The organism is Streptomyces sp. NBC_00344 (assembly GCF_036088315.1).
GTDB lineage: Bacteria > Actinomycetota > Actinomycetes > Streptomycetales > Streptomycetaceae > Streptomyces.
Window position 1 is genome coordinate 5,049,977 of sequence record NZ_CP107996.1, and the last position, 26,458, is coordinate 5,076,434.

Sequence of the window (26,458 nt, forward strand, 5' to 3'; positions counted from 1 at the left end):
ACAATGGGCCGGTGCGCTACCGGATCCTCTCCACCACCCAGGCCCTCCGTGACGACGGCACCGCTGTCGCCCTCGGCGGAGCGCGGCTCCGCGCGCTGCTGACCGTACTGGCGCTGCGGGCCGGCCGGACGGTCCAGACCGGCGTCATGGTCGACGAGGTGTGGGACGGGGAGCCGCCCGCCGACGCCACCGGCGCGCTACAGGCGCTGGTCGCCCGGCTGCGGCGGGCCCTGGGCCACGGCGCGATCGCCTCGGTGGACGGCGGCTACCGGCTCAGCGCGGAGTCCGACGACATCGATCTGTACCGCTTCGAGCGGCTGGCGGGGGAGGGGGCCAGGGCGCTGGACGAGGGCGATCCGGCGAAGGCAGCGGCCCTGCTCGACGACGCGCTGGCCCTCTGGCGGGGACCGGTGCTCGCCGACCTGCCCAGCCGCACCGCGGAAGCGGCCCGCTGGGAGGCCCGGCGGCTGGACGCACGCAGGAGCGCGCTGGCCGCGGCGCTCGCCCTGGGACGGGCCGATGAGGCACTGCCGGAGCTCGCCGCCCTCTGCGGCGACCATCCCATCGACGAGCCGTTGCAGGCCCTGCGGATCCGGGCACTGCGTGACGCCGGGCGGACGGCGCAGGCGCTGGCGGCCTACGAAGAGGTGCGGCGACGCCTCGTCGAACTGCTCGGCGCCGATCCCGGCCCCGAACTGCAGGCGCTGCATGCGGAGTTGCTCGATCCGGTGCTGGCCGGGACGTGGCGGAGCGCGGTCGCGCCGGCCGCCGGGACGCACAGCCCGGCGCTCCACCGCTCAGCCGACGACGGCCGCACTCCGGGGAACCTGCGTGCCCGGCTCACCAGTTTCGTGGGGCGCGAACGCGATATCGGGGCGCTGTGCGACGATCTCGGGCGGGCCCGCCTCGTCACCCTGCTGGGACCCGGCGGAGCCGGTAAGACCCGGCTGTCGCAGGAGGCGGCGGAGGCGGCCGCAGCCTCCTGGCCGGACGGGGTGTGGCTGGCCGAACTCGCCCCGGTCGAGGACCCGTCGACCGTGCCCGAAGCGGTGCTGACCGCGGTGGGCGCGCGGCACACCGTGCTGCGCGGCGCGGGCGCCGAGGAGATACGGGCCGCCGACCGGAAGTCGGACGACCCCCTTGCCAGGCTGGTCGAGCACTGCGGCAGACGCCGGCTGCTGCTGCTGCTCGACAACTGCGAGCATCTCATCGAGGCAGCTGCCACCCTCGCAGCGGAACTGCTCGCCCGCTGTCCGGGACTGACCATCCTGGCGACCAGCCGCGAACCCCTGGGAGTGCCCGGCGAACTCGTACGGCCTCTGGAGCCGCTGAACCAGCCGTCCGCGCTGCAACTGTTCGCCGAACGCGGGGCGGCTGCGAGGCCCGGTTTCCGGGTCGAGGACGACCCGGCGGCGGCTGCCGAGATCTGCCGGCGCCTCGACGGGCTGCCGCTGGCCATCGAACTCGCGGCCGCCCGGCTGCGGATGCTCGGGCCGCGGCAGATCGCCGACCGGCTCGACGACCGGTTCCGCCTGCTGACCGGTGGCGCCCGCACCACCTTGCCGCGCCAGCAGACGCTCCGCGCGGTCGTCGACTGGTCCTGGGACCTGCTGGACGAGGGCGAACGTGCGGTGCTGCGCAGGCTGTCCGTCTTCGCGGGCGGCTGCGACCTCCCGGCGACAGAGGCGGTGTGCGGACCTGAGGCACTTGATCTGCTGGGCTCGCTGGTCGACAAGTCCCTGGTGGTGGCCGCCCCTTCGGAGGAGGGGGAGATGCGCTACCGGCTTCTGGAGACCGTCGGTGAGTATGCCGGGGAACGGCTCGACGAGGCAGGCGACCGCGCCGAGGCCGAGCGCCGTCATCTGGTGCACTACCGCGAGCTGGTGAGGTTGGCCGATCTCGAACTGCGCGGTCCCGGGCAGCGGGCCGCCATCGACCGGCTGGTGCGCGAGTACGAGAACCTGCGCACCGCCCTGCGCCATGCCGTCGCCATCGGCGACGAGCAGGAAGTGCTGATCATGATCCACGCGCTCTCCTGGTTCTGGATGATGCGCGACCTGCGCAGCGATTCCAGACACTGGGCCGCGGCGGTCTGCGAGCTCGGCCCCGATCCGTTCGAGCCGCCGGTGCGGCCCGCGCCGCCGGTGTACGAGCGCTGCACCGACGCGCCGCCCCCGATGGCGCCCGATCTGCTCGAAGAGGCCCGCCGCGGAGCCCGGTTGATCGCGCTCGCGTCCGCGGACCTCGACCACACCGACTGGACCTCGCCGGAGACCCTGGAACGGCTGCGCCGAATCGCCGCGGTCTACCGTCCGGGGCTGCCCCAGACCTGCCGTACGCCGGGCTCGCTGTGGTTCTTCGCCGTGATGATCACCGGCGACGAGAGCCGGCTGAAGATCATGCTCGACGCCACGGTGCAGGCCTGCCGGGACTACGGCTACGTCTGGGAGCTGGCCGTCGCCCTGCAACTGCGGGCCAACGTCCTGGCGAACCGCGTCGACTGGGCGGGCGACGCAGCCGTGGACGCCGACGAGGCACTGGACATCTTCACCCGCATCGGCGACGCCTGGGGCGCGGCCGAGGCACTCTCGGCGCGCGGCGAGGCACGCGAACGGCAGGGCGATCTGGCCGGGGCGGCCGACGACTACCGCGTCGCCTTCGGCCACGCCGAGCAGCTCGGCGCGCAGGCACAGGTCATGGTGCTGCGTGCGAGGTACGCCGGTGTGCTGGTGGAGAACGGCCGCGGGGAGGAGGGCGAGGAGATCCTGCGCACGATGCTGGCCGAGCAGAGCGAGCCGGTCGAGGAGGGCTGGCCGGTGGCCCGGCTGCATCTCGCGATGTGGCTGGGCCGCACCGGCCGGACCGCGGAGGCACGCACCCAGCTCGAGCTGCTTCTGGACAAGTTCAACAACGGCCCGCTCGCGATGTTCCAGGGCTTCGTGCTGGGCCTGACAGCCTGGCTGGACAACGAGGAAGCCCGCTACGGCGAGGCATTCGGCAGGGCGCGGCAGGCGCTGGCGCACACCAGCGACCCGTTGTCGCGGATGGTCGCTCCGCATATGGAGGCCGTTCATCTGATGGTGATGGCCTGGGCACTGGCAGGGCCGGGTGACACCGGCGCGGCCCGCGACGCGGCCCGGCTGCTCGCGGTGGCCGAAGCGACGCTGCCCGGCCGGCACTACCTGACGTCGATCGAGCGCAGATGCCGGGACGAGGCGCGTGCCACCTCCGTTGCCGTGCTGGGCGACGAGGCGTTCGACGCGGCATACGCCGAGGGCGGCGGCCTCACTGTGGAGGAGGCCACCGCCCTGGTGGAGCGACGCGATCGATGAGCGGGACGGTCAGGTCTTCTTGCGGAACTTGCGGATCGCCAGCGGAGCGGTGACCGCGGTGATCGCCACGGACCAGCCGAGCGTCATCAGCACCGAGTGGGCTACCGGGCCGCCGTTCATCAGGTGGCGTGCCGCGTCCGCGAGGTTGGAAAGCGGGTTGTAGTCGGTGAAGGACTGCAGCCAGCCCGGCATCGTGCTGGGCGGTGCGAAGATCGACGATCCGAACTGCAGCGGCATCAGAACCAGCATGGCGACCCCCTGAACGGCCTGCGCCGTCTTCATGGTCAGTCCGAGCAGGATGAAGATCCACATCAGTGAGGCGCCGAACACCAGCGAGAGGCCGATGGCCGCGAACAGCGAGAGCACCGAGGTGTGGATGGTCAGACCCAGGATGAAGCCCATGGTCAGCAGAATCGTGACGGCGACGATCATCCGGCCGATCTCCACCACGATCTTCGCGATGAGGACCGAGGACCGGGCGATCGGCATACTGCGGAAGCGGTCCATCACCCCCTTCTTGAAGTCGTCGTTGACTCCGGTGCCGACTCCCATGGCGATGTTCATGCCCATCATCGCCATCAGGCCGGGCACGACGTAGTCGACGTACTCCGTCTGGTTGCCCTTGCCCGCGATCGCACCGCCGAAGACGAACACGAACAGCAGGGTGAAGATGATCGGCATCAGCAGGACGTCGAACATCGACTCGGGGTCCTGCTTGATCTGCAGGGCGTTGCGGCGGGCCAGGGCCCCGATGTGACGCAGATTGGCCCGCAGGCCGATCCGGCCCTCGGAGGCGGGCTGCGCCGTGCTGACGGGCGCCGGCTTCTCGATCGTTGCCGTACTCATACCGTGGCCTCCTGATTCCGGTCGCTGGTCTCGTCCTGCGTGTCGTTCTGCGTCCCGCTCCGGGACTCGACCGGCTTCTGGCCGGTGATCGCCAGGAACACCTCGTCGAGACTGGGCAGGTGGGTGCCGATGGAGGCGATACCGAAGCCGCGCGCGGCCAGCAGGCCGACCACAGCGGTCAGTTGCTCGTCGCTGAGGATCGGCACGTTGAGCAGACCCTCGTCGGGGACGGCCTGCGATCCGGCCACCCCGTCGAGCCCGGCCTCGCTCAGGGCGCGTGCCATCGCGGGCAGCTGGGACGCGTCGCTCGGCTGGATCTGCAGGGTGCGCCCGCCGACCTTCGCCTTGAGCTCGTTCACCTTGCCGTTGGCGATGACCTTGCCCTTGTCGATGACCGTCAGCTCATCCGCGAGCTGCTCGGCCTCCTCCATGTACTGGGTGGTGATGAGCACGGTCGCCCCCTCCGCGACCATCCGCTGCACCTCGTCCCAGACCTCGTTACGGGTACGGGGGTCGAGCCCGGTCGTCGGCTCGTCCAGATAGAGCACCGACGGATTGCCGATCATGGAGGCGGCGAGGTCGAGCCTGCGCCGCATACCGCCGGAGTAGTTCATCGCCGGCTTCCTGGCCGCGTCGGTCAGCGAGAACCGTTCGAGGAGCTCGTCCGAGCGGAGCCTGGCGTCCTTGCGGGACAGGTCGAGCAGCCGGCCGATCATGTAGAGGTTCTCCCAGCCGGAGAGCTTCTCGTCGACCGAGGCGTACTGGCCGGTGAGGCCGATGACCCGGCGCAGCTGCCTGGGCTGGGTCAGTACGTTGTACCCGGCCACCACGGCCGTACCCGCGTCGGGCTGGAGCAGGGTGGACAGCACACGTACGAGAGTGGTCTTGCCAGCGCCGTTGGGGCCGAGCACACCGAGCACGGTGCCCTCGCGGACATCGAGGTCCACGCCGTCCAGAGCCTTGGTCTCGCCGTAGTGCTTGACCAGCCCCCGCACTTCCACGGCGTGTCCGCCGGCACTTGGGTTCTTGTCGAATCGCGTCATGCCGACCATCAGAACAGCCGGCACTGACAAGCCACCGACAGAATGCCGACAGCCCGCCGATGGGGGATGTCGGCGGGCTGTCGGTCCGTGCGGCAGTGGTTCAGGGGGGCGCGGTGGCTCCGGTCACCGGGCCGGTCAGTGGAAGGTGTGCGCTTCGGCGGGGAACGTCCCGCCGACCACCTCGTCGGCGAACTCCTTCGCCGCGTCACCGAGCGTCCTGCGGAGGTCCGCGTACTGCTTGGTGAAGCGCGGCACCTTGCCGCCGGTGAGACCGACCATGTCGGTGTAGACGAGCACCTGGGCATCGCACTCGGGCCCGGCACCGATACCGACCGTCGGGATGTGCAGGATGCGGGTGACCTCGGCGGCCAGCTCGGCTGGTACGAGTTCCAGCACCACCGCGAACGCGCCCGCGTCCTGCACCGACTTCGCGTCGCGCAGCAGCTGCTGCGCGGCTTCCTCGCCACGGCCCTGGACGCGGTAACCCATCGAGTTCACGGACTGCGGGGTCAGGCCGATGTGTCCCATGACCGGGATGCCGGACTGCACCAGCAGATCGATCTGCTGGTGCGAACGCTCGCCGCCCTCCAGCTTCACCGCGCCGACACCCGCGTCCTTGACCAGGCGCATCGCACTGCGCAGCGCCTGGACAGGACCTTCCTGGTAGCTGCCGAAGGGCAGGTCGGCGACGATCAGGGCACGTGAGGTGCCGCGTACGACGGCCGCCGAGAGCATGGTCATCTCGTCGAGGGTGACCGGGACGGTGGTGTCGTAGCCCAGGTGACAGTTGCCCATCGAGTCGCCGACCAGCATCACCGGGATGCCGGCCTCGTCGAAGACGGATGCGGTCATCGCGTCGTACGCGGTCAGCATGGGCCACTTCTCACCGCGCTCCTTGGCGCCCGCGATGTCGTGCACGGTGATGCGCCGGGCGCTCTTGCCGCCGTACAGCGCCTTGCTGCCGTCAGCGGACTTCGCCGCGGAAGGGCCGGCCGGGCCCGCGGGGGAGGATCCCGGAGTGGACGGGCCCTCGGGGTTCAATGCGTGCGACATCGCAACGCTCCTGTTCGTCATCTCGAGGCGCCCTGACGGCGTCCCCGGATCGCTTCCATGGTGGCACCGGACAGCCGCTTCACGGAAGTGGGCCGGTCACGTCCTGGAGACTCCCGGGTAAAATCTATTCGATACGAGACGGTGTCGTATCGAAATTACTCTAGGCTGGGTGCCATGACCAATCCGACGGGGGCACCCGCAGCGCCCCGCATATCAGACACCGTGCATCGCCGCCGCTGGGCCATTCTCGGCGCTCTGATGCTGAGCCTGCTGATCGTGGTGCTCGACAACTCCATCCTGAACGTGGCGGTCAAGACGATCTCCAGCCCCGCGCCCGAGGGCCTGGGCGCCACCCAGAGCCAGCTGGAATGGGCGATCAACGCCTACACGCTGGTATTCGCCGGGCTGCTGTTCACCGCAGGACTTCTCGGCGACCGCATCGGCCGCAAGAAGGTCCTGCTGTTCGGCCTCGCCGTGTTCGGTGTCGGCTCGGTGCTCGCCGCCGTCTCGTCCTCGCCCGCGCAGCTCATCGCCTTCCGCGCCCTGATGGGCCTCGGCGGCGCATTCGTGATGCCCGCCACGCTCGCGGTGCTGATGAACGTCTTCGAGCGCGAGGAGCAGCCCAAGGCCATCGGCATCTGGGCCGGGGGAGTGGGCCTCGCCATCGCTATCGGCCCGATCACCGGCGGACTGCTGCTCGAGCACTTCTGGTGGGGCTCGGTCTTCCTGGTCAACGTCCCCGTGGTGATCGTCGCACTCATCGCGATGGTGATCCTGGTCCCCGACTCCAGGGATCCAGACCCCGGACACATCGACCCGGTGGGTGTGAGCCTCTCCGTCGTGGGTCTGGTGCTGCTGGTGTACGGCATCATCCGCGGCGGCCAGCTTGCCGACTTCACCGCGCCCTCCGTGCTGCTGACGGTGCTCGGCGGCATCGCCGTACTGATCACGTTCGTGGTGTACGAGAGGCGCAGCGATCACCCGGCCATCGATGTCACCCACTTCAAGAACCCGGCGTTCTCCGCGGCCGTGGCGGCCATCGCGCTGGTCTTCTTCGCGCTGATGGGCGTCACTTTCTTCTCCGCCTTCTACATGCAGAGTGTCCGCGGATACACCGCACTGCAGTCGGGTCTGCTGCTGCTGCCTCTCGCCGCGGCCCAGATGATCTTCTCGCCGCGGGCCAGGCTGGTGGTGGAGCGGTTCGGAGCGCGGGCCGTCTGCACGGCCGGGATGGTGCTGGTGGCCGCGGGCCTCGGCTGCTTCGCCCTCTTCGGAGCCGACACCCCGGTATGGATCCTGGAGGTGGTGTTCTTCGTGATGGGCGCCGGGATGGCGCACATCATGCCTCCGGTCACGGTCTCCATCATGCAGGCGCTGCCCCGGGAGAAGGCCGGTTCCGGCTCGGCGATCAACAACACCTTCCGGCAGGTGGGCGGCGCGCTGGGAGTGGCCGTTCTCGGTTCGGTGCTCTCCGCCGCCTACCGCAACGGCATGGAGGGTCACCTCGGCGCGGTGCCGCCCGGTGCCCGCGAAGCGGCGGGGGAGTCCATCGAGGCCACCCTGGGCATCGCGGGGAAGCTCGGCCCGGCGGGCAGGGCGCTGGCGGGGCAGGCGGACACGGCCTTCCTGCACGCCATGCACCTGACGGCCGCCGCGTCGGCCGCCGTTGCCCTGCTCGGCGCTGTCGTGGTGGTGCTCTTCCTGCCGGGCAGGCCGCAGGCCGCGCGTACCCGTGCGGAGCCGACCGAGGCTGTATCCGCTTCGGCGACAATCAGCGAGGACTGATCGGGCAGGGACCGACCGGCAAGGGCCGCAGCGGCGGCGTGGTGAGAGGCGGAGCGGGCGTGATCGCGACGGAACAGCGGAACCAACCGAAGGAGCAGCGGCGCGGCCGGCCGCGCTCCGAGGCTGTCGAGCGGTTGATCGCCGACACCGTGGTGAAACTGCTGGAGGAGGGCGCCCCGCTCGCCGACCTCTCGATCGAGCGCATCGCCCGGACCGCGGGCGTCGGCAAGGCGACCATCTACCGCCGCTGGAAGGGCAAGGAGGAACTCTTCCTCGACGTGCTGAAAGCGGTCGAGCCGACCGATCCGGAGCTGCCCGGCACATCGGTGCGCGACGACCTCATAGCCATGCTCGAAGCGCTCCGCCAACGCGGCCTGGCCAAGCGGTCGTCGGCCCTGCTCCACAACGTCTTCGCGCAGATGCAGAACTACCCGAAGCTCTGGGCCGCCTATCACGACACCGTCGTCGAGGGCCGGCGCCGCACGGGTCTCGCGGTCGTCCGCAGGGGTATGGACGAGGGGGTTATCCGGTCCGACCTGGACGCCGAACTGGTCAATGACCTCTTCGTCGGACCTGTGCTGCTGCGCGCGGTGCTGCGACCGGACGGCCCGCTGGAAGAGGATCTCGCCGAACACGTCGTGGACGCCGTGCTGAAGGGGCTCGCACCGTCCCGGCCTGCGGGGCAGCCCGGCTGAAGTTTCCGCGTTCTGTCACAGCAGGAACCCGCTGCCCCATCGGTCACGTCCTGGTTACCGTACGGCCGTGTCACCACGGCAGGAAGAGTGCCGGTCATCGCCTAGTGTCAAAGGCGAACGACCGGTACGGCAAGGCAGCGAGGGCAGCGGAATGGCGCAGGCGCACATGGCGGACACGGATCGCGGCAGCTCGGGCCCCGAGCGTCCAGGGTCCCGGGTCCGGCGCCTGTTCGGCGGGCGATGGCGGGGTGACCGCGGCATCTGGCGGCGCGGTATCGTGCTCGCCGCACTCGCGGTGCTTCTCACCCTGACGATGGTGCTCCACGCGCGGGTCCCCAACAGGGTCGGCAACCTCGGCAGTCTGATCGAGACCTTCCTGCCCTGGCTGGGAATCGGCATCCCGGTGCTGCTGGTCCTCGCCGTGCTGCGCCGCTCGGCAACCGCGCTGATCGTCCTGCTGCTGCCGGCCGTGATCTGGCTGAACCTTTTCGGAGGGCTGCTCACCGGCAAGGCGGACAGCGGCGGCGACCTCATGGTGGCCACACACAACGTCAACGCGCAGAACCCGGACCCGGAGGGCACCGCGAAGAAGGTCGCGGCATCGGGTGCCGATGTGCTGGCGCTCGAGGAACTGGCCGCCGGCCAGGTCCCGGCCTATACCAAGGCCCTCGCGGCCACCTATCCGTACCACTCGGTCCAGGGGACGGTCGGGCTGTGGAGCAAGTACCCGATGAGCGGCACCAGGCCGGTCGACATCAGGCTCGGCTGGGTTCGCGCCATGCGTTCCACCGTGACCACGCCGCAGGGGAGGATCGGCGTCTACGTCGCCCATCTGCCGTCGGTACGGGTCAAGCTCAACGCCGGATTCACCGCGTCCCAGCGTGACGAGAGCGCGGTGGCGCTCGGCGAGGCGATCGCCCATGAGCCGCTGCACGACGTGGTTCTGCTCGGGGACCTCAACGGCACCATGAACGACCGCTCGCTGACCGGTGTCACCTCGCAGATGCGGTCCACCCAGGGCGCCGCGGGCGACGGGTTCGGCTTCAGCTGGCCCGCCGGGTTCCCGATGGCCCGTATCGACCAGATCATGGTCAAGGGTGTCGACCCGGTGTCCTCGTGGACACTGCCGAGGACGGACAGCGACCATCTGCCGATCGCGGCGCGCCTCAGGCTCTGAGCACGGGCCACGGCGCGGGGCACGGGCACGGGCACGGGCACGGGAGCCCGGAGCCCGGAGCCCGGAGCCCGGGCGGGGCCGGGAAAGAGATCTCCCTCACGTAACGGGGCGTTCACCTGGCGGAACAAGAAGGCCTGGATACTTTGTTCCGCCAGAGAACATAAGCTGGTGTCCTCCTCCCCGCCCACGTAAGAGAAGGTTTCTCCCCATGCCCCTGGCCCTGCTCGCGCTGGCCATCTCCGCCTTCGGCATCGGTACGACCGAGTTCGTGATGATGGGTCTGCTGCCCAACGTCGCCGACGATCTGGGTACCTCGGTGCCCACCGCGGGCTATCTCGTCTCCGCCTACGCGATCGGCGTCGTCATCGGCGCCCCGCTGCTCACCGCCCTCGGTTCCCGTATCCCGCGCAAGCGGATGCTCCTGCTGCTGATGGGCCTCTTCACCATCGGCAACCTGGCATCCGCCTTCGCCCCGGGCTTCGGCTGGCTGGTGGCGGGCCGGGTCCTCGCCGGGCTGCCGCACGGCGCCTTCTTCGGGGTCGGCGCGGTCGTCGCTTCCCGGCTCGTCGACGAGGGCAGGCGGGCCCGTGCTGTCGCGACCATGTTCCTGGGTCTGACCGTGGCCAATATCGTGGGCGTGCCCGCGGCGACCCTGCTCGGCCAGCACCTCGGCTGGCGCGCCACGTTTCTCGTCGTCGCCGCGATCGGGCTGGTCGCGCTGACCGCGCTGGCCAGGCTCATTCCGCATGTGCCGGTCGACGCGCACCAGGGCGTCGGCCGCGAGATCCGGGCACTGGGCAACCGGCAGGTGCTGCTGGGGCTGCTCACCGCCGTCTTCGGGTTCGCGGGGGTGTTCGCCGTGTACAGCTACCTGGCGTCGATCACCACCGAGGTGATGGGTTTCTCCGAGTCGTCGGTGACCGTGGTGCTCGCCCTCTTCGGCATCGGTATGACACTCGGCGCACTGGCCGCCGGGCCCCTGACGGACCGCGCGCTCCGGCCGACTCTCTACGGCTCGCTCGGGGCCCTGGCGCTGGTGCTCGTCGCCTTCGACTTCACCGTCCATGTGAAGTGGGCCGCGCTGGTCACCGTGGTGATCCTGGGTGCGGTCGGCTTCATGACCACCACACCGCTCCAGATGCTGGTGATGAACAAGGCCAGGTCCGCCCCGACGCTGGCCTCCGCCTCCAACCACTCCGCCTTCAACCTGGCCAACGCGGGCGGTGCCTGGCTCGGCGGGGTGGCCATAGCGGCGGGCTGGGGCTGGATGTCCCCGTCCCTGGTGGGTGCGGCGCTCGCCGTGGTGGGTCTGGCCATCGCGGTCACCGCGGGTCTGCTGGACCGCGGTACGCCGAAGGGGGCCTCCCGCGTGGTCGCGGAAAGCCCCCGGGCGGAGCGGGCACTCAGCTCGTCTCACGCCAGCGGTTCGTGATCGGCAGCCGCCGGTCCTTGCCGAAGCCCTTGGCGGAGATCTTGGTGCCCGGCGGGTACTGACGCCGCTTGTATTCCGCGACGTCCACCATTCGCAGGGTCCTGTTCACCAGCTCCGGGTCGAAGCCGGCCGCGACAATGAGGTCGCGGCCCTGGTCGGCGTCCACGTACCTCGACAGAATCGCGTCGAGCATCTCGTAGTCCGGCAGCGAGTCGGTGTCGACCTGGCCGGGGCGCAGCTCGGCGCTCGGCGGCTTGGTGAGGGAGTTCTCCGGAATGGGAGGGGTCTGGCCGCGTTCCACCGCCGCCCGGTTGCGCCACTGCGCGAGCCGGAAGACGGCCGTCTTGTAGACGTCCTTGATCGGCCCGTACGCCCCGACCGAATCGCCGTAGAGCGTGGAGTAGCCCACCGCGAGCTCGGACTTGTTGCCCGGCGCGAGCACGATCTGGCCCTCCTGGTTGGAGATGGCCATCAGCGTGGTGCCGCGCAGCCGCGACTGGAGGTTCTCCTCGGCGATGCCGGTGAGTTCCAGCGATCCCATATACGCGTCGAACATCGGCCCGATCTCCACGGTGCGGTAGTGGAGACCGGTACGCCTGGCCAGCTCGGCCGCGTCATCCCTGGAGTGGTCGGACGAGTACTTGGACGGCATCGAGACGCCGTGGACGTTCTTCGCACCGAGCGCGTCACAGGCGATCGCCGCCACCAGCGCGGAGTCGATACCGCCGGAGAGCCCGACCAGTACTGAGCTGAAGCCGTTCTTGGCGGCGTAGGCGCGCAGTCCGACGACCAGCGCCGTGTAGAGCTCCTCGTCGTCGTCGAGCCGGGCGGCGTATCCGCCGGTGACCTCGGCCTCGTAGGCGGGGAGCGGGTCGCCGGAGAGGGTGACGTGCTCGATCCGCAGTCCGTCGTCGACCACGCCGGACGGGACCGGGCCCGCAGCGGGCAGCTCCAGGTCCAGCACTACACAGCCCTGCGTGAACTGCGGTGCACGGGCGATCACTTCGCCGTCCTTGCCGACAACGATCGAGTCGCCGTCGAAGACCAGCTCGTCCTGCCCGCCGGTCATCGCCACATACGCGGTGGTGCAGCCGGCCTGCTGGGCCCGTTTGCGCACCAGCTCGAGACGCTGGTCGTCCTTGTTCCGCTCGTACGGCGATGCGTTGATGGAGATCAGCAGCCCGGACCCGGCGGAACGGGTGGCCGGGACCCGGCCGCCGTCCTGCCAGAGGTCCTCGCAGATGGCGAGCGCGACGTCGACGCCGTGCACCCGGACCACCGGCAGGGTCTCGCCGGGGACGAAGTAGCGGAACTCGTCGAACACGCCGTAGTTCGGCAGATGGTGCTTGGAGAACGTCAGCACCACCTCCCCGTGGTGCAGCACGGCTCCCGCGTTACGGGGCGCACCCGCCGGCTGTCCGTAGCGGGGCTGCGCATGCTCGGTGCGGTCCAGGTAGCCGACGATGACGGGGACCTCCCCGAACCCCTCGTCGGCAAGGCGGGTGGCGAGCGCTTGCAGGGCGGCCCGGGACGCGTCGACGAAGGAACCCCGCAGAGCGAGGTCCTCGACGGGGTAGCCGGTCAGCACCATCTCGGGGAACGCCACCAGATGCGCGCCCTGCCCGATGGAGTGCCGGGTCCAGTGGACGATCGCCTCGGCATTGCCGGCGAGGTCGCCGACGGTCGAGTCGATCTGATTCAGTGCGAGGCGTAGTTGAGGCACGGAACCAGTGTAATCGTCTCTCTGACGCGATGCCCTGCCGGACAGGGCCCGCGCCGTGTCGCCCCCGACGCGGCGCCGCCCTGTTCCTCCCCGGAATCCGGGGAGGAACAGGGCGGCAAGTCCGCGGGAAGGAACCCGCTGCGACAGAACGTGCTGCGACTAGTGGAACAAGCGGTACGAGTTCACATAGCCGCGGGCCGGCGAGCCGACACCCGTCACCACGTCATAGCCCCTGGTCGCCGCCAGGGAGGAGTCGTGGCCCAGTCCGCGCAGCGAGGTCAGCAGCCCCTCGGAGTCGTCGACGGAGTTGGCATAGTCGACACGGACGTTCGCGAGGTCGTGCTTCGCACCCAGCGGGTGGTCCGTGACGTCGTGGTAGAACCGGCTGCCCGAGCGGGCGTAGATCGACGGGTTGGCGAACCCGATCGGGATGTGCCGCGCCTGCTGGGCCAGCGCCTGGACACCGGCCAGTACCGGGGCCGCAAGCGAGGTGCCGCCGATGCGGTACTCGCTGTACTTCTGCGAACCGTCGGGGAAGGTCTGTGTCTGTCCCACCAGGAAGCCGGTGGTGGGGTCGGCGACGGCCGCGATGTCCGGCACCGTGCGCATGGCCGTGCTGCCATTGGCCTTCGAGAGCTTCGACGGCACGACACTGCGCTGGTAGAACGGCTGCGCCACGGTCTTGCTCGTGCCGCCGCCCGCACCGCTGGTGTACGCACCGGGGTAGCCGGTCCAGCTCTTGCCGTCGGCCGCGAGGGTCGACTTCAGTGTGCCCCAGCCGGTCTCCCACTGGTAGTCGTCGTGCTTGCCGACGGCCAGTGAGGTGCCGCCGACGGCCGTCACCCAGGCGGAGTTGGCCGGGGTGTCGACCTGCTTCGTACCGGTGTTGGCGACCTCGTCACCGTTGTCACCGGAGGAGAAGTAGAAGCCGATGCCCTCGATGGCGCCCAGCTGGAAGACCTGGTCGTACGCGGCGGCGACGGCCGGGGTCTCATTGGCCTCGATGTCGCCCCAGGAGTTGGAGACGATGTCGGCGAGCCGGTTGTCGACGACCTTGCCGAGCGAGTCGAGCAGCGCGTCGTCGTTGCAGGACGCGGCGCCGACGTACACGATGTCCGACTCGGGCGCCACGGCGTGCACCGCCTCGACGTCGAGGGTCTCCTCGCCGTACCAGCCGGCTGCGCCGCAGGCCTCGGTGTCGGTGTAGTCGCTGGGCAGGACCTGCGAGAGCTGGCCCCGGCCGTAACGGCGGTCGCCGTTCTTCCCGGCGTATTCGCTCGCGTCGGCCGCGATGGTCGGAGAGGCGTAGGCGTCGGTGATGGCGACCGTGACACCCTTGCCGCTCTTGTCGCCCGCGCTGTAGGCGGACCGCAGCTGCTTGCCGGTGTAGCCCTTGATCGCGTAGGGGGCCTTGACCCCGTCGGCGCTCGGCAGATGCGTGTTGACGTTGGAGCCGTAGTACGTGGAGAACGGCCCGGCGTTACGGAAGACCGCGTCCGGCGGCGGCAGCGTCTCGTCGTGCTTGACGTTGTGCGGAGCGTTGTCGAGGCCGACGACCGTCAGGACCGCGCCCTTGAGCGATTCGGGCGCTGAGGCCGTCGTCGTCGGGGCCCGGTAGGTCCTGCTGCCCTTGCGGTAGTCGTGCAGTTTGGTGGAGAACGCCTTCTCGGCGGCCGGCACGTTGCCGCTGACCGAGAGGTAGTGCCGGGTCGTCCCGGTGACCTTGAGCCCTGCGGCCTTCAGCCAGCCGGTGACCTGCTTGATCTGCTCCGGTGTTGCGCCGAAGCGGGCCTGCGCCTGCTGGGCAGTCAGATACTTCCCGTAGGAAGCGGACTGCGGGTCCGACACCTCTTTGGCGTACGCCGTCAGGCCCTGGGCGTCGCGCCCGGCCAGATAGACACGTGCGCTGACGTGGCTGGAGTCGGCCGTCGCGCCGCGGTCGGCCTGTGCCGTCGCCCACAGCGGCTTGGTGCCCTGCAGTATGTGGCGACTGCCGGAACCGTTGTCGGCGCTGGCGCTGGGTGTGGACAGTGCCAGCGCGCCGGCGAGTAGAGGCAGTGTCGCTGCCACACTCAGGCCGGCGCGCAGTTTGGCGCGGCTGGATCTCATGGAACCCCCTGTGTTGCGGTTCGTCGCGGGTACGCGTGTAAGCGACACCCTGCCCGATGAACTGTTCATGCCAGGGGTAGGTGATCGTCAAGAAGAGATCAAGGAAAGGTCATGAACCGGTATGGGATTCACTTGTTGCGGAAGCGCCCCGCTGCTTCAACATGCTTGACATCAGCTGCACTTCGGACTGCTGGGAGGCCACCATTCCCTGAGCGAATTTCCGCTCCGCCGGCACCTTGCAAAGCTGCACGCAGCCTTCCGCCATATGGATGCCGCCCTTGTGATGGGCCGTCATCAACTGGAGGTACCGGATTTCCGCCTGCTTGCCGCTCAGCTTGGCCAGATCCGCCATCTGCGCCCGGGTCGCCATGCCCGGCATCAGGGCTCCGTCGGCCGACGGCTCCTCGCCCATGCCCATCCACTGCATCGGCAGCCGGCTCGCGTCGCTGACCGGCAGGCTCCAGAGGTTCAGCCAGCCCATCATCATCCCCCGCTGATTGGCCTGGGTGTTGGCGATGTCGTACGCCAGACGGCGGACCTCGGTGTTCTTCGTACGGTCGCGTACGACGAACGACATCTCCACCGCCTGCTGGTGATGCACCGACATGTCGCGGGCGAACCCGGCGTCCGGGGAGCCTGCGGTGGGCCGGGCAGCCGCGGGCCTGCTGTCGCCGCCCATGGTGAAGGCCGTGGTCGCCGCCGCGGCACAGAGCAGCGCGAGTACGACGGCGGCCACGGCGGTCAGCCGGGTACCGCGGGTCATGCGCCGTCCCGCCCGCCCGTGCACGCCGCGCCGGGCTCCGGTGTCTGGGGGCCCTGCACGTACTTGGTGAAGAACTGGTTCACCCGCGGATCGTCGGCGCCGTCCACCGTCAGCTGCTTGCCCCAGGCGCTCAGCATGATCGCCCCGGACTGGTCCTTGTACGGACTCATCAGCGAATAGGGGGTCTTCGCCACCTTCGCGCCGAGCTTGCGCACATCGGACGCGGCGGCCTTGTCGGTGTAGGTCACCCAGACCGAGCCGTGCTCCAGGGAGTGCACGGCGTTCATGTCGGGGATCGGCTTCTTGTAGACATTCCCGTTGCAGTTCATCCAGACGGGATTGTGGTCCCCGCCCACCGGCGGCTTCATCGGATAACTGACCTGCTTGGTGACATGGTTACGGGTCAGCTTCTTGGCGTCCCAGTCCTTCTCGCCCCTGACCGGGCCGGCAGTCGTCCCGCCTGCCTTGCTGTCCGCTGTCGTGTCGTCCGACCGGTTGCTGATGATGTAGGTGCCGAATCCGATCAGACCGGCCACGGCCACCAGGCTCACGGTGATCGCGATGACGCGGACACGGCGCTCACGGGACTTCTCGGCGCGGCGCATCTCCTCGATCCGGTTCCTGCGATCGTTCTTGGCGCTCTTGGGCGGAGCCATCGGTACATCCTTCTGAGGTACGGGCAGGGCGGGGGCTCAGATCGTAGTGCGCGGGCGCCCGGCATGTCAGAGGGACTGCCTGCCAGGAGTGCGGCAGGGTTACCGGGGTACTGGCGTGCGGAGGTGAGGACATGACACACACGTACGCGATCACGGCCGAACTGCTGGCCTGGTGGGCAGCGCTGACACTGCTGTGGCTGATGCTCATCGGCAGTGTCGACACCCTGGAAACCGTGGTCGGCGCGGCGGCCGCGCTCTTCGCGGCGGCCGCTGCCTGTGGCGCCCGCAGGGCGGCGAAGCAGCGTTGAACGGGTGGCTGACGGCTGCCGCGGCGCTGCTGCTGTGCGGGGTCGGACCTGCCGTCGCCGGAGTGGCCACCGGACCGGTACGCCGCCGGGTCGTCGCACAGAATCTGGCGACCCTGCTGGTCTGCCTGGTCCTGCTGCTCCTGGCGCAGGGGTACGACCGCAGCGCTTATGTCGATCTCGCACTGGTTCTCGCCCTGCTCGGCCCGGTCGGCACTCTGGTGTACGCCCGGCTGCTCGCCGGGGAACTCGCCCGCCGTCCGCCGCGGACCCGCGGGACCATCTGGCCGGCCGTCCTGGCCACCGTGCTGGTCGTCAGCCCGCTCTGCGCGGTCACGGGCCCGGGGCGGGCCATGGTGAAACTGCTGGTCATCGGGGCGCTGCTGATCGCCGGAAACGTGGTCGCCGCCCGCGCGCTGGACGACCCGTCACCCGAGGCGGCGCCCGGTGTCTGACGCGCTGATCGTCATCTCCCTGCTGCTGGTCGCCGCGGCCGCCACCGCTGCGGTCCTGGTCCGTGATCCGGCACGGCAGGCGCTCGTCCTCTCGGTGCTCGGCCTCACCCTGGCCGTGCTGTTCACCGTTCTCCAGGCCCCCGACGTCGCACTCTCCCAACTGGCCGTGGGCTCCGCGCTGACCCCGCTGCTGGTGCTGCTCTCCGTACGCAAGATCCGGCGCAAGAGCCGGGCCGGGCAGCAGGAGGAAGAGCGAGGATGAGCAGAGGGGCCCGGCTGTGGGTGCTGGCCGTCGGCGCTGCCGGGCTCGCCGTGCTGCTCGGCGCGGCCAGCTTCCGGCTGCCGCACTTCGGCGGCGACTCACACCCCTACGGCGGCCGGGCGGTCCGGGCGGCCCTGGCCCGGCACACAGCAAATGTCATCTCCTCGGTCAACTTCGACCAGCGGGCCTTCGACACGCTAGGGGAGGAGAGCATCCTCTTCGCCGCGGTGCTGGGGACCGTCGTCCTGCTGCGCCAGACCCGGGACGAACGGCAGCACGAACCGGAGCCGGCACCCGTACTGCCGTCCGTGCGCCGCTACGCGACTCTCGCACTGCCCGTCACCCTGCTCGTGGGCCTCTATGTCGTCGCCCACGGCCAGCTGAGCCCCGGGGGCGGCTTCCAGGGCGGGGTGGTCGCGGCGACCGCGTTGCACCTGCTCTACATCGCGGTGGACTACCGGGCGCTGGAGCGGATCCGGCCGATGGGTATCTACCACGCGGGGGACGCGGCGGGCGAGGGCGCCTATCTGGTCCTCGGTGTCGCGGGACTGCTCTGCGGGACGTCCTTCCTCGCGAACTTCCTTCCCTACGGCACCTTCAACACCCTTGCGTCGGGCGGCACCGTCCCGCTGCTCAACGCCGCGATCGGCATGGAGGTGGCCTGTGCGGTGGTCGTGCTGCTGTCCGGCTTCCTCGATCAGGCCCTGGAGATCGAGGAGGCGAACAGAACCTGATGTCCGTGCTGCCCTATCTGGTCGCGGGATGGATCTTCATCGTCGGCGTCTACGGTCTCGCCACCAGCCGTAACCTCGTCCATGCCGTGGGCTGTCTCGCCGTGTGCCAGTCCTCCACCTATGTGCTGCTGCTGTCCGTCGGCTATCGCGACGGCGGCACCGCCCCCGTGTTCTCCGATCTGCGGCCGGGCACCCGCCCCCTGGTCGACCCGGTCGTCCAGGCGCTGGCGCTCACCGATGTGGTGGTCGGCGCGACCCTCACCGCGCTGCTGCTCGCCCTGGTCATCCAGGTCGACAAACGTCATGGCACCGTCGACCCGGACGAACTCTCCGAGCTGCGCGGATGACCCAGCCGAACCAACTGCTGCCGCTCATCGTCGCCCTGCCGCTGCTGGGCGCCGTGGTGCTGGTGGCCGCCGGACGACGACTGCCCCGGCTCGCCGCCGAACTGGTGGGCCAGGCCTTCGCGACGGGCACAGCGGCACTCGCCCTGGTACTGCTGTTCCGGATGCGGGCCCCGGACACCGAATGGGTCGGCGGCTGGCGCCCGCACCACGGGAGAAGCGTCGGCATCGTCCTGCTGGGCGATCCGGTGGCGCTGGGCCTGGCCGCACTGATCTCCCTGCTGGTCGCCGCGGTACTCGCGTACTCCTGGCGCTACTTCGACGAACCTCCGGTCCGGCACGCCGGGTCCTTCCCCGCTCTCGTCCTGCTCTTCCAGACTGGCATGTGCGGTTTCGTGCTGACCGGCGATCTCTTCGACGCCTTCGTCTTCTTCGAGCTGATGAGCGTCGTCGCCTACGCCCTCACCGGCTACCGGGTCGAGGAGGCCAAGGCCGTCCAGGGCGCGCTGACCTTCGGCGTCGTCAACTCCCTCGGCGCCTACGCCACCCTCACCGGCATCGTGCTGCTCTACGCACGTACCGGGGAGCTCGGCATGCGGGCGATCGGCCGCCGCCTCGACGAACAGGGGCGCCCCGACGCACTGGTCCTCGCCGCCTTCGTCCTCATCCTCACGGGCCTGCTGGTCAAGGCGGCCGCCGTGCCCTTCCACTTCTGGCTCCCCGACGCCCACGCCGTCGCCCCCACCCCGGTCTGCATGCTGCTCTCCGGCGTCATGGTCGAACTCGGCGTGTACGGGATCTGGCGGATCCACTGGACCGTCTTCGGCGGCCCCGGCGGTATCGCGGCGGACGACGTCCAACGCGCCCTGGTGACACTCGGTGTACTGACCTCGGTCGTGGGGGCGGCCATGTGCTGGCAGCAGCGCCACCTCAAGCGGCTGCTGGCCTTCTCCACCGTCGCCCACACCGGCCTCTTCCTCATCGGCCTCGGGCTGACCACCCCGGACAGCACAGCGGGCGTCGCCCTCTACGTCCTCGGGCACGCGGGGGTGAAGGCGGCGCTCTTCGCGTGCGCCGGCATCCTGCTCGACCGCTACGGCTCCATCGATGAGCACGAACTCCACGGCCGCGCACGGGGGCTCCCCTTCACCGGCGTGCTGTTCACCGCCGGCGGGCTGGCCCTCTGCGGGCTCCCGCCGTTCGGCACGGCCCTGGGCAAGGCCGTGATCGAGGAGTCGGCGGGGACGCCGCTCACCGTGCTCTTCGTCGGGGTCTCCGCGGTCACCGGGGGAGCGGTACTGCGGGTCGCCGCCCGGGTCTTCGGCGGCTTCGGTCCCCGGCCCGCCGAGGGCCAGCGTTACGAGACCAGCGGGGAGGGCGAGGAGCCGGAGACCGGCGCGGCGCTCGCCAGGGTTCCTGTCACCATGCTCGCCGTTCCCGCCCTGCTGCTGGCCGCAGCACTCGCGGCCGGGCTGTCGCCCGCTCTGGCCCACGCGGTCGGCGACGCGGTCGACCGGGCGGTCCCGGGAGCCGCGGCCCATGAACCGCGATGGCCGGCCCCCGGCATCCTCCTGGGGCTGCTGTCCACGGCTCTGGCGGGCGCCCTCGCCGCGCGGGCGGTACGGCGGCCGGCGCGCACCGGCGGCAGGGACCTCATGGCGCCGCTGCGGCGGCTGCACTCCGGGCACATCGGCGACTACGTCGCCTGGCTGGCCGCCGGAGCGACCCTGCTGGCGGCCCTGACCCGGTGGTGAGACCCGACCGCGACGCAGCCACCCGGCTCCCGGACGTGGCCACGGGCGCCCGACCGGAAGGCGGGCCACCCTGACTCGTTCGGCGCCCCGGCGTGTCCCACAATGGAATCCGCGGTACACCCGAGTGCGGTGAGATGTTCGGACGAGGGTTCGCAACATGCCTGAAATCGTGTGGTGGGATGCTCATGGGCCCCGGTGTGTCCGGAGGCGTGGGAGCAGGCGGCTGACCAGCAAGGATGGATAGGACGGCATTATGGACAAACAGCAGGAATTCGTGCTCCGTACGCTGGAGGAGCGCGACATCCGCTTCGTACGGCTGTGGTTCACCGATGTCCTCGGTTTCCTGAAGTCGGTCGCCGTGGCCCCCGCCGAGCTGGAGCAGGCCTTCGACGAAGGCATCGGTTTCGACGGCTCCGCCATCGAGGGCTTCGCCCGGGTCTATGAATCCGACATGATCGCCAAGCCGGATCCCAGCACCTTCCAGATCCTGCCCTGGCGCGCCGAGGCCCCTGGCTCGGCACGGATGTTCTGCGACATCCTGATGCCCGACGGCTCCCCGTCCTTCGCGGACCCCCGCTACGTACTGAAGCGGATCCTCGCCAAGACGTCCGACCTCGGATTCACCTTCTACACACACCCCGAGATCGAGTTCTACCTGCTGAAGCACAAGCCGCTGGACGGCACCCGCCCCACCCCCGCCGACAACTCCGGTTACTTCGACCACACCCCGCAGAACGTCGGCATGGACTTCCGCCGCCAGGCGATCACCATGCTCGAATCGATGGGCATCTCGGTCGAGTTCAGCCACCACGAGGGCGCGCCCGGCCAGCAGGAGATCGACCTCAGGTACGCCGACGCGCTGTCCACGGCCGACAACATCATGACCTTCCGCCTCGTCATGAAGCAGGTCGCGCTGGAGCAGGGCGTGCAGGCCACCTTCATGCCGAAGCCGTTCAGCGAGTACCCCGGCTCCGGCATGCACACCCACCTCTCCCTCTTCGAGGGCGACCGCAACGCGTTCTACGAGTCCGGCGCCGAGTACCAGCTCTCCAAGGTGGGCCGCTCCTTCATCGCCGGACTGCTGACTCACGCCGCCGAGATCTCCGCTGTGACCAACCAGTGGGTCAACTCCTACAAGCGCATCTGGGGCGGCTCCACCCGCAGCGCGGGCGCGGGCGGCGAGGCTCCCTCGTACATCTGCTGGGGCCACAACAACCGCTCGGCGCTGATCCGGGTCCCGATGTACAAGCCCGGCAAGACCGGTTCGGCGCGTGTCGAGGTCCGCTCGATCGACTCCGGAGCCAACCCGTATCTGACGTACGCGCTGCTGCTCGCCGCAGGACTCAAGGGTGTCGAGGAGGGCTACGAACTCCCCGCCGGGGCGGACGACGACGTCTGGGCGCTGTCGGACGCGGAACGCCGCGCGATGGGCATCGAGCCGCTGCCGCAGAACCTCGGCGAGGCGATCGCGCTGATGGAGCGCAGTGAACTGGTCGCGGAGACGCTCGGCGAGCATGTCTTCGACTTCTTCCTCCGCAACAAGAAGGCGGAGTGGGAGGAGTACCGCTCCGAGGTCACCGCCTTCGAGCTGCGGAAGAACCTGCCGGTGCTGTAGCTCCCGGGCAGAGGGAAGAGCCTTGTGTGTGGCTGCGGGCCGACGGTGTCGCACCGTCGGCCCGAAGCCGTTTCACCCACCCCGGACCGTATGCCGGGCCGTCGATGCCGGGTGGGCGGCCTCTCGGACATGGGTGTTCCACGGCCTTCCCCCTGCGGGCCTCGCTGCTCTGCGTGAGGGATGGGAGGCCCGCAGCGTGAAGCCGGACGGGCGTTGCTGCCGCCGTGCGGTGACGTACTGGTCAGTGAACCGGGGCGAAGGCGGTGATCGCCTCGACGAGGTCGGCCGGAGCTTCCAGCGGGATCAGGTGACCGGTGTTCGGGATCACCGTGAAGCCGGCTCCGGAGAGGTAGGGCACCAGGTTCTCGCGGAGCACCCCGACAGGCTCGACGCGGTCGTTCCCTCCGGCGACGACGAGGGCGGGGACGCTGATCATGCGGGCGTGCTCAGTGACGTCCTCCGCGATGCCGCGCAGCGGCCACTCCGTACGGGCCGCGTCGGCGCTGGAACGCGAATCGGTCGCAATCTGCGACTTGAGCGATTCGGGCAGGTCGGTCGCGGTGAGGATGGTGTCCCGTGCGCCGGCGACGGAGTCGTCGCTGTCGTAGGCGTGAGAAAGGCCTTCCCGGTACTCGGGAGTGATCTCCGCGGCGGGCTTCGCCGGACCGGAACCGACGAGGATGATGCCGCGGTGGCCGGCGGGCCGGGTCGCCGCGATCAGCTGCGCGACCTTGCCGCCCATGGAGTGTCCGACCAGGACGTAGTCGGTGACGGCCGCGTCCGCGATCACGGCGAGAGTGTCGTCCGAGAGCTGGCGGAGCGTGTAGGGGCCGGGCAGGCCGCTGGAGCGGCTCCACCCTCGGAAGTCGACAGTGAGGAGGTCGCGACCCGCGAGGTGGTCGACGACGAGGTCCCAGGTGCGGGCAGAACCACCCCAGTAGTGGAGAAACACCAGAGTCGGACCGGCCCCCGGTCGATGGTCGTAAGCGGGCATGAGCTGCTGCTGCGTCGAGTTCATCGCGACTTCCTGGATCGGTGTTCTGAGGCGGATCTCCCGCATGTCGATTGAATCTTTGCCGTCATTGCGGGGCATCGGCGCGACTGGTCGCCCGATGGTGGAAACTGGACACGTGACCGTGATCCGGCAGATGACCTACCAGCCCGTCGGGCGCGTTGCCGCCGCTGTCGAGATGATGACGTTCGGCCGCCTCCGCGGGCTGAGCGACGGCGGCACGCAACGTGCCGACTTCCATGTCCTGGCCGTCGTCGATGCCGGACGCGGAGCCGTCACGGTGGACTTCCTCCGGCACCCGCTCAGGGAGCGGTCCGCGGTGTGGGTCGCTCCTGGTGCGGTGCACCGATGGGACGACATCGCCGACGTGGCAGGGCACGTGGTGCTGTTCGTCCCGACCGCGCCGGTCACCCACGCCACCCGACAACTCGCCGCGACCCCGGACCTGGCGGCGCACTGGAACATTCCCGACGGCGACTGGCCCTTCGTCGACACCGCGCGCAACCATCTGCTCCTCGAAGCATCCGCCCCGCCCGCGGACACGTCGACGGAGCTGCCCGAGATCCTGCTCTCCGCGCTCATCGCCCGGCTCCGGCCACCGCACGCCGAAGCGCGGTCGGCCAATCCTGCGTTTCGGCTTTTCCGGTCCAGCGTCGAAACGCACTTCCGCGAACATCACGATGCCGGCTACTACGCCCGGGCTCTGGGATACGCCCCCCGCACCCTCTCAAGGGCAGTGCAGCAGGCCACCGGCCGCACCGCGAAGACGTACATCGTCGATCGGATCGCCCTGGAAGCCAAACGGCTCCTCGCGCACGACCGCCTCACCGCGGCCGGCTGCGCCGGCGCGCTCGGTTTCCCCGACGCGTCCAACTTCTCGGTGTTCTTCCTCAACGCCACAGGCATGCGCCCGGGTGCATGGCAGTCGGCGGTGGCCGTCCCGTGAGGTCGCATCCGCCGCTTGCACGGCTTTATCCGACCGCCCCGACTGCACTCGGTCTGGCGCAGCCGTGGAAGCGGTACGTGCAACAGCACGGGGACCAGGCGGTGTTCGTCCCGCTCGGACGCGACCGCTTCGACGACTGTCTCGACGAGTCCCGTTTCCCGTCGCAGCACGTGTCCGGTAGCGGAAGCGACGAGGTCGCTCGCATGCCCGGAGCCCGCAGCACAGATGCAAACAGCCCGCGGATGAACTGGCGAGCCGTCATGGAAGCCCGGGGTTCACAAGGGAGGGTGCCCGCTGGATGATCCCGACGGTGGCCTGATCGCCACGCCGGCAACGGGCGGGATCCGCGACGGCGCCGTGCGGACACTGAAACCCCTTGCAGTAATTCGTTGAAAGTTGCTGCAAGCATCTTGACGTGCTCATCGCCACGGCGGGAAGCTCGCGGCGCAGCCCAGTGGGCTGTGCTCGTCTTCCCCCAAGGAGCCGCTCATGAGATCCCGAGTCATACACGGCGGGCTGGCCGTGTTGCTGGCCGCGACCGGTCTCACCATCGCAGCACAGCAGCCGGCCGGGGCCACACCGCCCGGCAGCAAGGACGTCACCGCCACTCTGTTCGAGTGGAAGTACGACTCGGTGGCCAAAGCCTGCACCGACAGCCTCGGCCCGGCCGGCTACGGATACGTCGAGGTCTCCCCGGCGTCCGAGCAGATTCCGGGCGACCAGTGGTGGACCTCGTACCAGCCGGTGAGCTACAACATCGCGGGCCGGCTGGGGAACGAGGCGTCGTTCAAGAACATGGTCGGCACCTGCCACAGTGCGGGTGTGAAGGTCGTCGCCGACGCGGTGATCAACCACATGTCGGCGGGCTCGGGGACGGGCACCGGCGGCACCAGCTACACCAAGTACAACTACCCGGGGTTCTACCAGGATCAGGACTTCCACTCCTGCCGGAGCAACATCAGCAACTACGGCGACCGGGACAACGTCCAGAACTGCGAACTCGTCGGCCTGGCGGACCTCAACACCGGCAGCGACTACGTCCGCACCACCATCGCCGGATACCTGAACCATCTGATCTCCCTAGGTGTGGACGGATTCCGCATCGACGCCGCCAAGCACATGTCGGCCGGCGACCTCTCCGCCATCAAGGCGAAGCTGTCCAACCCGGGTGTCTACTGGGTGCAGGAGGTCATCTACGGCGCCGGAGAAGCGGTACAGCCGAGCGAGTACACCGGGACCGGCGACGTCGACGCCTTCCAGGGGGCGTACGACCTCAAGCGGATCTTCGGCAGCGAGAAGCTCTCCTCCCTCAGCAACTGGGGCCAGTCCTGGGGTGCCGGCTACCTGGCAAGTGACAAGTCCCGTACTTTCGTGGACAACTGGGACACCGAGCGCAACGGATCCACCCTCAACTACAAGAACAACGCCACCTACACGCTGGCGAATGTCTTCATGCTGGCCTGGCCGTACGGTTCGCCGAACGTCTACTCCGGCTACGAGTTCACCAACAACGACGCGGGCCCGCCCAACGGCGGTACCGTCAACGCCTGTTACAGCGACGGCTGGAAGTGCCAGCACGCCTGGCCGCAGATCGCCAACATGGTCGGCTTCCGCAACGCGGTCGCCGGCACCGCGGTCACCAACTGGTGGTCCAACGGCAGCAACGCCATCGCCTTCGGCCGAGGCAGCAAGGGCTTCGTGGCGATCAACCACGAGGCCGGCTCGCTGACCCAGACCTTCAGCACCTCGCTGCCCGGCGGCACCTACTGCGACGTCCAGCACAGCGGAACGACCTACTCGGTCGGCTCCGACGGAAAGTTCACCGCCACCATCGGTTCCAACGACGCGCTCGCGCTCTACGCGGCGAGCTCCTGCTCCGGCACCGGGAACGGTGGCGGCGGCACCACCGACCCGGTCGGCGGCGCCTCCTTCGCGGTGAACGCCACCACGGTGACCGGCCAGAACATCTACGTCACCGGGAACAGCCCGGCCCTCGGAAACTGGAACACCGGTAACGCCCTGCTGCTCTCGTCGGCGAGCTACCCGGTGTGGAAGCTGACGGTCCCGATGGCCGCCGGCACCGCCTTCGAGTACAAGTACATCCGCAAGGACGGCAGTGGAAACGTCACCTGGGAATCAGGCGCCAACCGCACGGCCGCGGTCTCGTCGGGCGGTTCGGTGTCGGTGAGCGACACCTGGCGCGACTGAGGCCGGGGCACGTCGCGGTACGGGAGTGGACGAGGGTCCGTCCGGCAGCCGTCCGGGCGGACCTTTGTGCTGCCCACGGCGTTGGCGGTTCCGCCGCTCCGCTGACATAACGTGTTCACGGCATTGCCACCAGTGTGCAGGACTCTGGCGGTTGACCATTACCGACTGGTAATACATCTTCTGTGCGCCAGGGCCCAGCGACGGCGCAC

At 69.6% G+C, this 26,458-nt stretch carries 22 protein-coding genes; 14 read left to right on the forward strand and 8 right to left on the reverse strand.

Features of this window, described 5'->3' with window-relative positions:
- The first annotated feature begins 11 nt into the window (after nt 1-11).
- On the forward strand, nt 12-3,332 hold the full coding sequence (locus OHS16_RS22815; protein WP_328539093.1) for an AfsR/SARP family transcriptional regulator: 3,321 nt from the start codon (nt 12-14) through the stop codon (nt 3,330-3,332).
- 9 nt (nt 3,333-3,341) lie between these two features.
- Here the strand turns inward: OHS16_RS22815 and OHS16_RS22820 are convergent, their stop codons facing one another.
- The 3 genes from OHS16_RS22820 to panB form a co-directional block, all read right to left on the reverse strand.
- Complete coding sequence (locus OHS16_RS22820; RefSeq protein ID WP_328539094.1) at nt 3,342-4,178, reverse strand: ABC transporter permease; 837 nt, start codon at nt 4,176-4,178, stop codon at nt 3,342-3,344.
- A complete protein-coding gene (locus OHS16_RS22825; RefSeq protein ID WP_328540950.1) occupies nt 4,175-5,230 on the reverse strand; it encodes an ATP-binding cassette domain-containing protein in 1,056 nt (351 codons plus the stop codon). Before OHS16_RS22825 ends, OHS16_RS22820 begins: the two co-directional genes overlap by 4 nt.
- 126 nt (nt 5,231-5,356) lie before the next feature.
- The gene (panB, locus tag OHS16_RS22830) at nt 5,357-6,274 is read right to left on the reverse strand and encodes a 3-methyl-2-oxobutanoate hydroxymethyltransferase (RefSeq protein ID WP_328539095.1); all 918 of its coding nucleotides are present in this window, start codon (nt 6,272-6,274) and stop codon (nt 5,357-5,359) included.
- 174 nt (nt 6,275-6,448) lie between these two features.
- On the opposite strand from panB, the gene OHS16_RS22835 reads away from it, so the two are divergent.
- The 4 genes from OHS16_RS22835 to OHS16_RS22850 all read left to right on the forward strand — a co-directional run bounded on the left by OHS16_RS22835 (nt 6,449) and on the right by OHS16_RS22850 (nt 11,363).
- Nucleotides 6,449-8,059 (forward strand): MFS transporter, encoded by a 1,611-nt coding sequence (locus tag OHS16_RS22835; RefSeq protein ID WP_328539096.1) that lies wholly within the window; start codon nt 6,449-6,451, stop codon nt 8,057-8,059.
- 59 nt (nt 8,060-8,118) lie between these two features.
- Nucleotides 8,119-8,754 (forward strand): TetR/AcrR family transcriptional regulator, encoded by a 636-nt coding sequence (locus OHS16_RS22840; RefSeq protein WP_328539097.1) that lies wholly within the window; start codon nt 8,119-8,121, stop codon nt 8,752-8,754.
- A 151-nt stretch (nt 8,755-8,905) separates the two neighbouring features.
- Nucleotides 8,906-9,931, forward strand: a complete 1,026-nt coding sequence (locus tag OHS16_RS22845) for an endonuclease/exonuclease/phosphatase family protein (protein WP_328539098.1) — start codon at nt 8,906-8,908, stop codon at nt 9,929-9,931.
- A gap of 208 nt (nt 9,932-10,139) precedes the next feature.
- Complete coding sequence (locus OHS16_RS22850) at nt 10,140-11,363, forward strand: MFS transporter (protein ID WP_328539099.1); 1,224 nt, start codon at nt 10,140-10,142, stop codon at nt 11,361-11,363.
- Here the strand turns inward: OHS16_RS22850 and OHS16_RS22855 are convergent.
- The 4 genes from OHS16_RS22855 to OHS16_RS22870 all read right to left on the reverse strand — a co-directional run bounded on the left by OHS16_RS22855 (nt 11,335) and on the right by OHS16_RS22870 (nt 16,614).
- Nucleotides 11,335-13,086, reverse strand: coding sequence for an NAD+ synthase (locus OHS16_RS22855; RefSeq protein ID WP_328539100.1), 1,752 nt, complete (start codon nt 13,084-13,086; stop codon nt 11,335-11,337). The genes OHS16_RS22850 and OHS16_RS22855 overlap by 29 nt on opposite strands.
- A 159-nt stretch (nt 13,087-13,245) precedes the next feature.
- Complete coding sequence (locus OHS16_RS22860; protein WP_328539101.1) at nt 13,246-15,195, reverse strand: S53 family peptidase; 1,950 nt, start codon at nt 15,193-15,195, stop codon at nt 13,246-13,248.
- Between the two features lie 109 nt (nt 15,196-15,304).
- Nucleotides 15,305-15,958, reverse strand: coding sequence for a DUF305 domain-containing protein (locus OHS16_RS22865; RefSeq protein WP_328539102.1), 654 nt, complete (start codon nt 15,956-15,958; stop codon nt 15,305-15,307).
- Complete coding sequence (locus OHS16_RS22870; RefSeq protein ID WP_328539103.1) at nt 15,955-16,614, reverse strand: DUF3105 domain-containing protein; 660 nt, start codon at nt 16,612-16,614, stop codon at nt 15,955-15,957. Before OHS16_RS22870 ends, OHS16_RS22865 begins: the two co-directional genes overlap by 4 nt.
- 131 nt (nt 16,615-16,745) lie before the next feature.
- On the opposite strand from OHS16_RS22870, the gene OHS16_RS22875 reads away from it, so the two are divergent.
- The 7 genes from OHS16_RS22875 (at nt 16,746) to OHS16_RS22905 (ending at nt 22,083) form a co-directional block, all read left to right on the forward strand.
- The gene (locus tag OHS16_RS22875; protein ID WP_328539104.1) at nt 16,746-16,922 is read left to right on the forward strand and encodes a hypothetical protein; all 177 of its coding nucleotides are present in this window, start codon (nt 16,746-16,748) and stop codon (nt 16,920-16,922) included.
- Nucleotides 16,919-17,374, forward strand: a complete 456-nt coding sequence (locus OHS16_RS22880) for a monovalent cation/H+ antiporter complex subunit F (protein WP_328539105.1) — start codon at nt 16,919-16,921, stop codon at nt 17,372-17,374. Before OHS16_RS22875 ends, OHS16_RS22880 begins: the two co-directional genes overlap by 4 nt.
- Nucleotides 17,367-17,636: a Na(+)/H(+) antiporter subunit B gene (locus OHS16_RS22885; RefSeq protein ID WP_328539106.1), complete on the forward strand. Its 270-nt coding sequence runs from the start codon at nt 17,367-17,369 to the stop codon at nt 17,634-17,636. The genes OHS16_RS22880 and OHS16_RS22885 overlap by 8 nt, the downstream gene beginning before the upstream one ends.
- A complete protein-coding gene (locus OHS16_RS22890; RefSeq protein ID WP_328539107.1) occupies nt 17,633-18,370 on the forward strand; it encodes an MnhB domain-containing protein in 738 nt (245 codons plus the stop codon). The genes OHS16_RS22885 and OHS16_RS22890 overlap by 4 nt, the downstream gene beginning before the upstream one ends.
- The gene (locus tag OHS16_RS22895; RefSeq protein WP_328539108.1) at nt 18,370-18,717 is read left to right on the forward strand and encodes a sodium:proton antiporter; all 348 of its coding nucleotides are present in this window, start codon (nt 18,370-18,372) and stop codon (nt 18,715-18,717) included. The genes OHS16_RS22890 and OHS16_RS22895 overlap by 1 nt, the downstream gene beginning before the upstream one ends.
- The gene (locus OHS16_RS22900; RefSeq protein WP_328539109.1) at nt 18,714-20,468 is read left to right on the forward strand and encodes a complex I subunit 5 family protein; all 1,755 of its coding nucleotides are present in this window, start codon (nt 18,714-18,716) and stop codon (nt 20,466-20,468) included. The genes OHS16_RS22895 and OHS16_RS22900 overlap by 4 nt, the downstream gene beginning before the upstream one ends.
- A 253-nt stretch (nt 20,469-20,721) precedes the next feature.
- The gene (locus OHS16_RS22905) at nt 20,722-22,083 is read left to right on the forward strand and encodes a glutamine synthetase family protein (RefSeq protein ID WP_328539110.1); all 1,362 of its coding nucleotides are present in this window, start codon (nt 20,722-20,724) and stop codon (nt 22,081-22,083) included.
- A 241-nt stretch (nt 22,084-22,324) separates the two neighbouring features.
- Here the strand turns inward: OHS16_RS22905 and OHS16_RS22910 are convergent, their stop codons facing one another.
- Nucleotides 22,325-23,101, reverse strand: a complete 777-nt coding sequence (locus OHS16_RS22910) for an alpha/beta fold hydrolase (protein ID WP_328539111.1) — start codon at nt 23,099-23,101, stop codon at nt 22,325-22,327.
- Between the two features lie 94 nt (nt 23,102-23,195).
- On the opposite strand from OHS16_RS22910, the gene OHS16_RS22915 reads away from it, so the two are divergent.
- Both OHS16_RS22915 and OHS16_RS22920 read left to right on the forward strand, forming a co-directional pair.
- Nucleotides 23,196-24,041, forward strand: coding sequence for a helix-turn-helix domain-containing protein (locus tag OHS16_RS22915; protein ID WP_328539112.1), 846 nt, complete (start codon nt 23,196-23,198; stop codon nt 24,039-24,041).
- 489 nt (nt 24,042-24,530) lie between these two features.
- Nucleotides 24,531-26,249, forward strand: coding sequence for a carbohydrate-binding module family 20 domain-containing protein (locus tag OHS16_RS22920; protein WP_328539113.1), 1,719 nt, complete (start codon nt 24,531-24,533; stop codon nt 26,247-26,249).
- The last annotated feature ends 209 nt before the right edge of the window (nt 26,250-26,458 follow it).

Bases quoted from the DNA above. Each gene is read 5' to 3' on its own strand.
- OHS16_RS22820 (WP_328539094.1), bottom strand. From the start codon at position 4,178: ATGAGTACGGCAACGATCGAGAAGCCGGCGCCCGTCAGCACGGCGCAG.
- OHS16_RS22825 (WP_328540950.1), bottom strand. From the start codon at position 5,230: ATGGTCGGCATGACGCGATTCGACAAGAACCCAAGTGCCGGCGGACAC.
- panB (WP_328539095.1), bottom strand. From the start codon at position 6,274: ATGTCGCACGCATTGAACCCCGAGGGCCCGTCCACTCCGGGATCCTCC.
- OHS16_RS22835 (WP_328539096.1), top strand. From the start codon at position 6,449: ATGACCAATCCGACGGGGGCACCCGCAGCGCCCCGCATATCAGACACC.
- OHS16_RS22845 (WP_328539098.1), top strand. From the start codon at position 8,906: ATGGCGCAGGCGCACATGGCGGACACGGATCGCGGCAGCTCGGGCCCC.
- OHS16_RS22850 (WP_328539099.1), top strand. From the start codon at position 10,140: ATGCCCCTGGCCCTGCTCGCGCTGGCCATCTCCGCCTTCGGCATCGGT.
- OHS16_RS22860 (WP_328539101.1), bottom strand. From the start codon at position 15,195: ATGAGATCCAGCCGCGCCAAACTGCGCGCCGGCCTGAGTGTGGCAGCG.
- OHS16_RS22865 (WP_328539102.1), bottom strand. From the start codon at position 15,958: ATGACCCGCGGTACCCGGCTGACCGCCGTGGCCGCCGTCGTACTCGCG.
- OHS16_RS22870 (WP_328539103.1), bottom strand. From the start codon at position 16,614: ATGGCTCCGCCCAAGAGCGCCAAGAACGATCGCAGGAACCGGATCGAG.
- OHS16_RS22875 (WP_328539104.1), top strand. From the start codon at position 16,746: ATGACACACACGTACGCGATCACGGCCGAACTGCTGGCCTGGTGGGCA.
- OHS16_RS22890 (WP_328539107.1), top strand. From the start codon at position 17,633: ATGAGCAGAGGGGCCCGGCTGTGGGTGCTGGCCGTCGGCGCTGCCGGG.
- OHS16_RS22895 (WP_328539108.1), top strand. From the start codon at position 18,370: ATGTCCGTGCTGCCCTATCTGGTCGCGGGATGGATCTTCATCGTCGGC.
- OHS16_RS22900 (WP_328539109.1), top strand. From the start codon at position 18,714: ATGACCCAGCCGAACCAACTGCTGCCGCTCATCGTCGCCCTGCCGCTG.
- OHS16_RS22905 (WP_328539110.1), top strand. From the start codon at position 20,722: ATGGACAAACAGCAGGAATTCGTGCTCCGTACGCTGGAGGAGCGCGAC.
- OHS16_RS22910 (WP_328539111.1), bottom strand. From the start codon at position 23,101: ATGAACTCGACGCAGCAGCAGCTCATGCCCGCTTACGACCATCGACCG.
- OHS16_RS22915 (WP_328539112.1), top strand. From the start codon at position 23,196: ATGGTGGAAACTGGACACGTGACCGTGATCCGGCAGATGACCTACCAG.
- OHS16_RS22920 (WP_328539113.1), top strand. From the start codon at position 24,531: ATGAGATCCCGAGTCATACACGGCGGGCTGGCCGTGTTGCTGGCCGCG.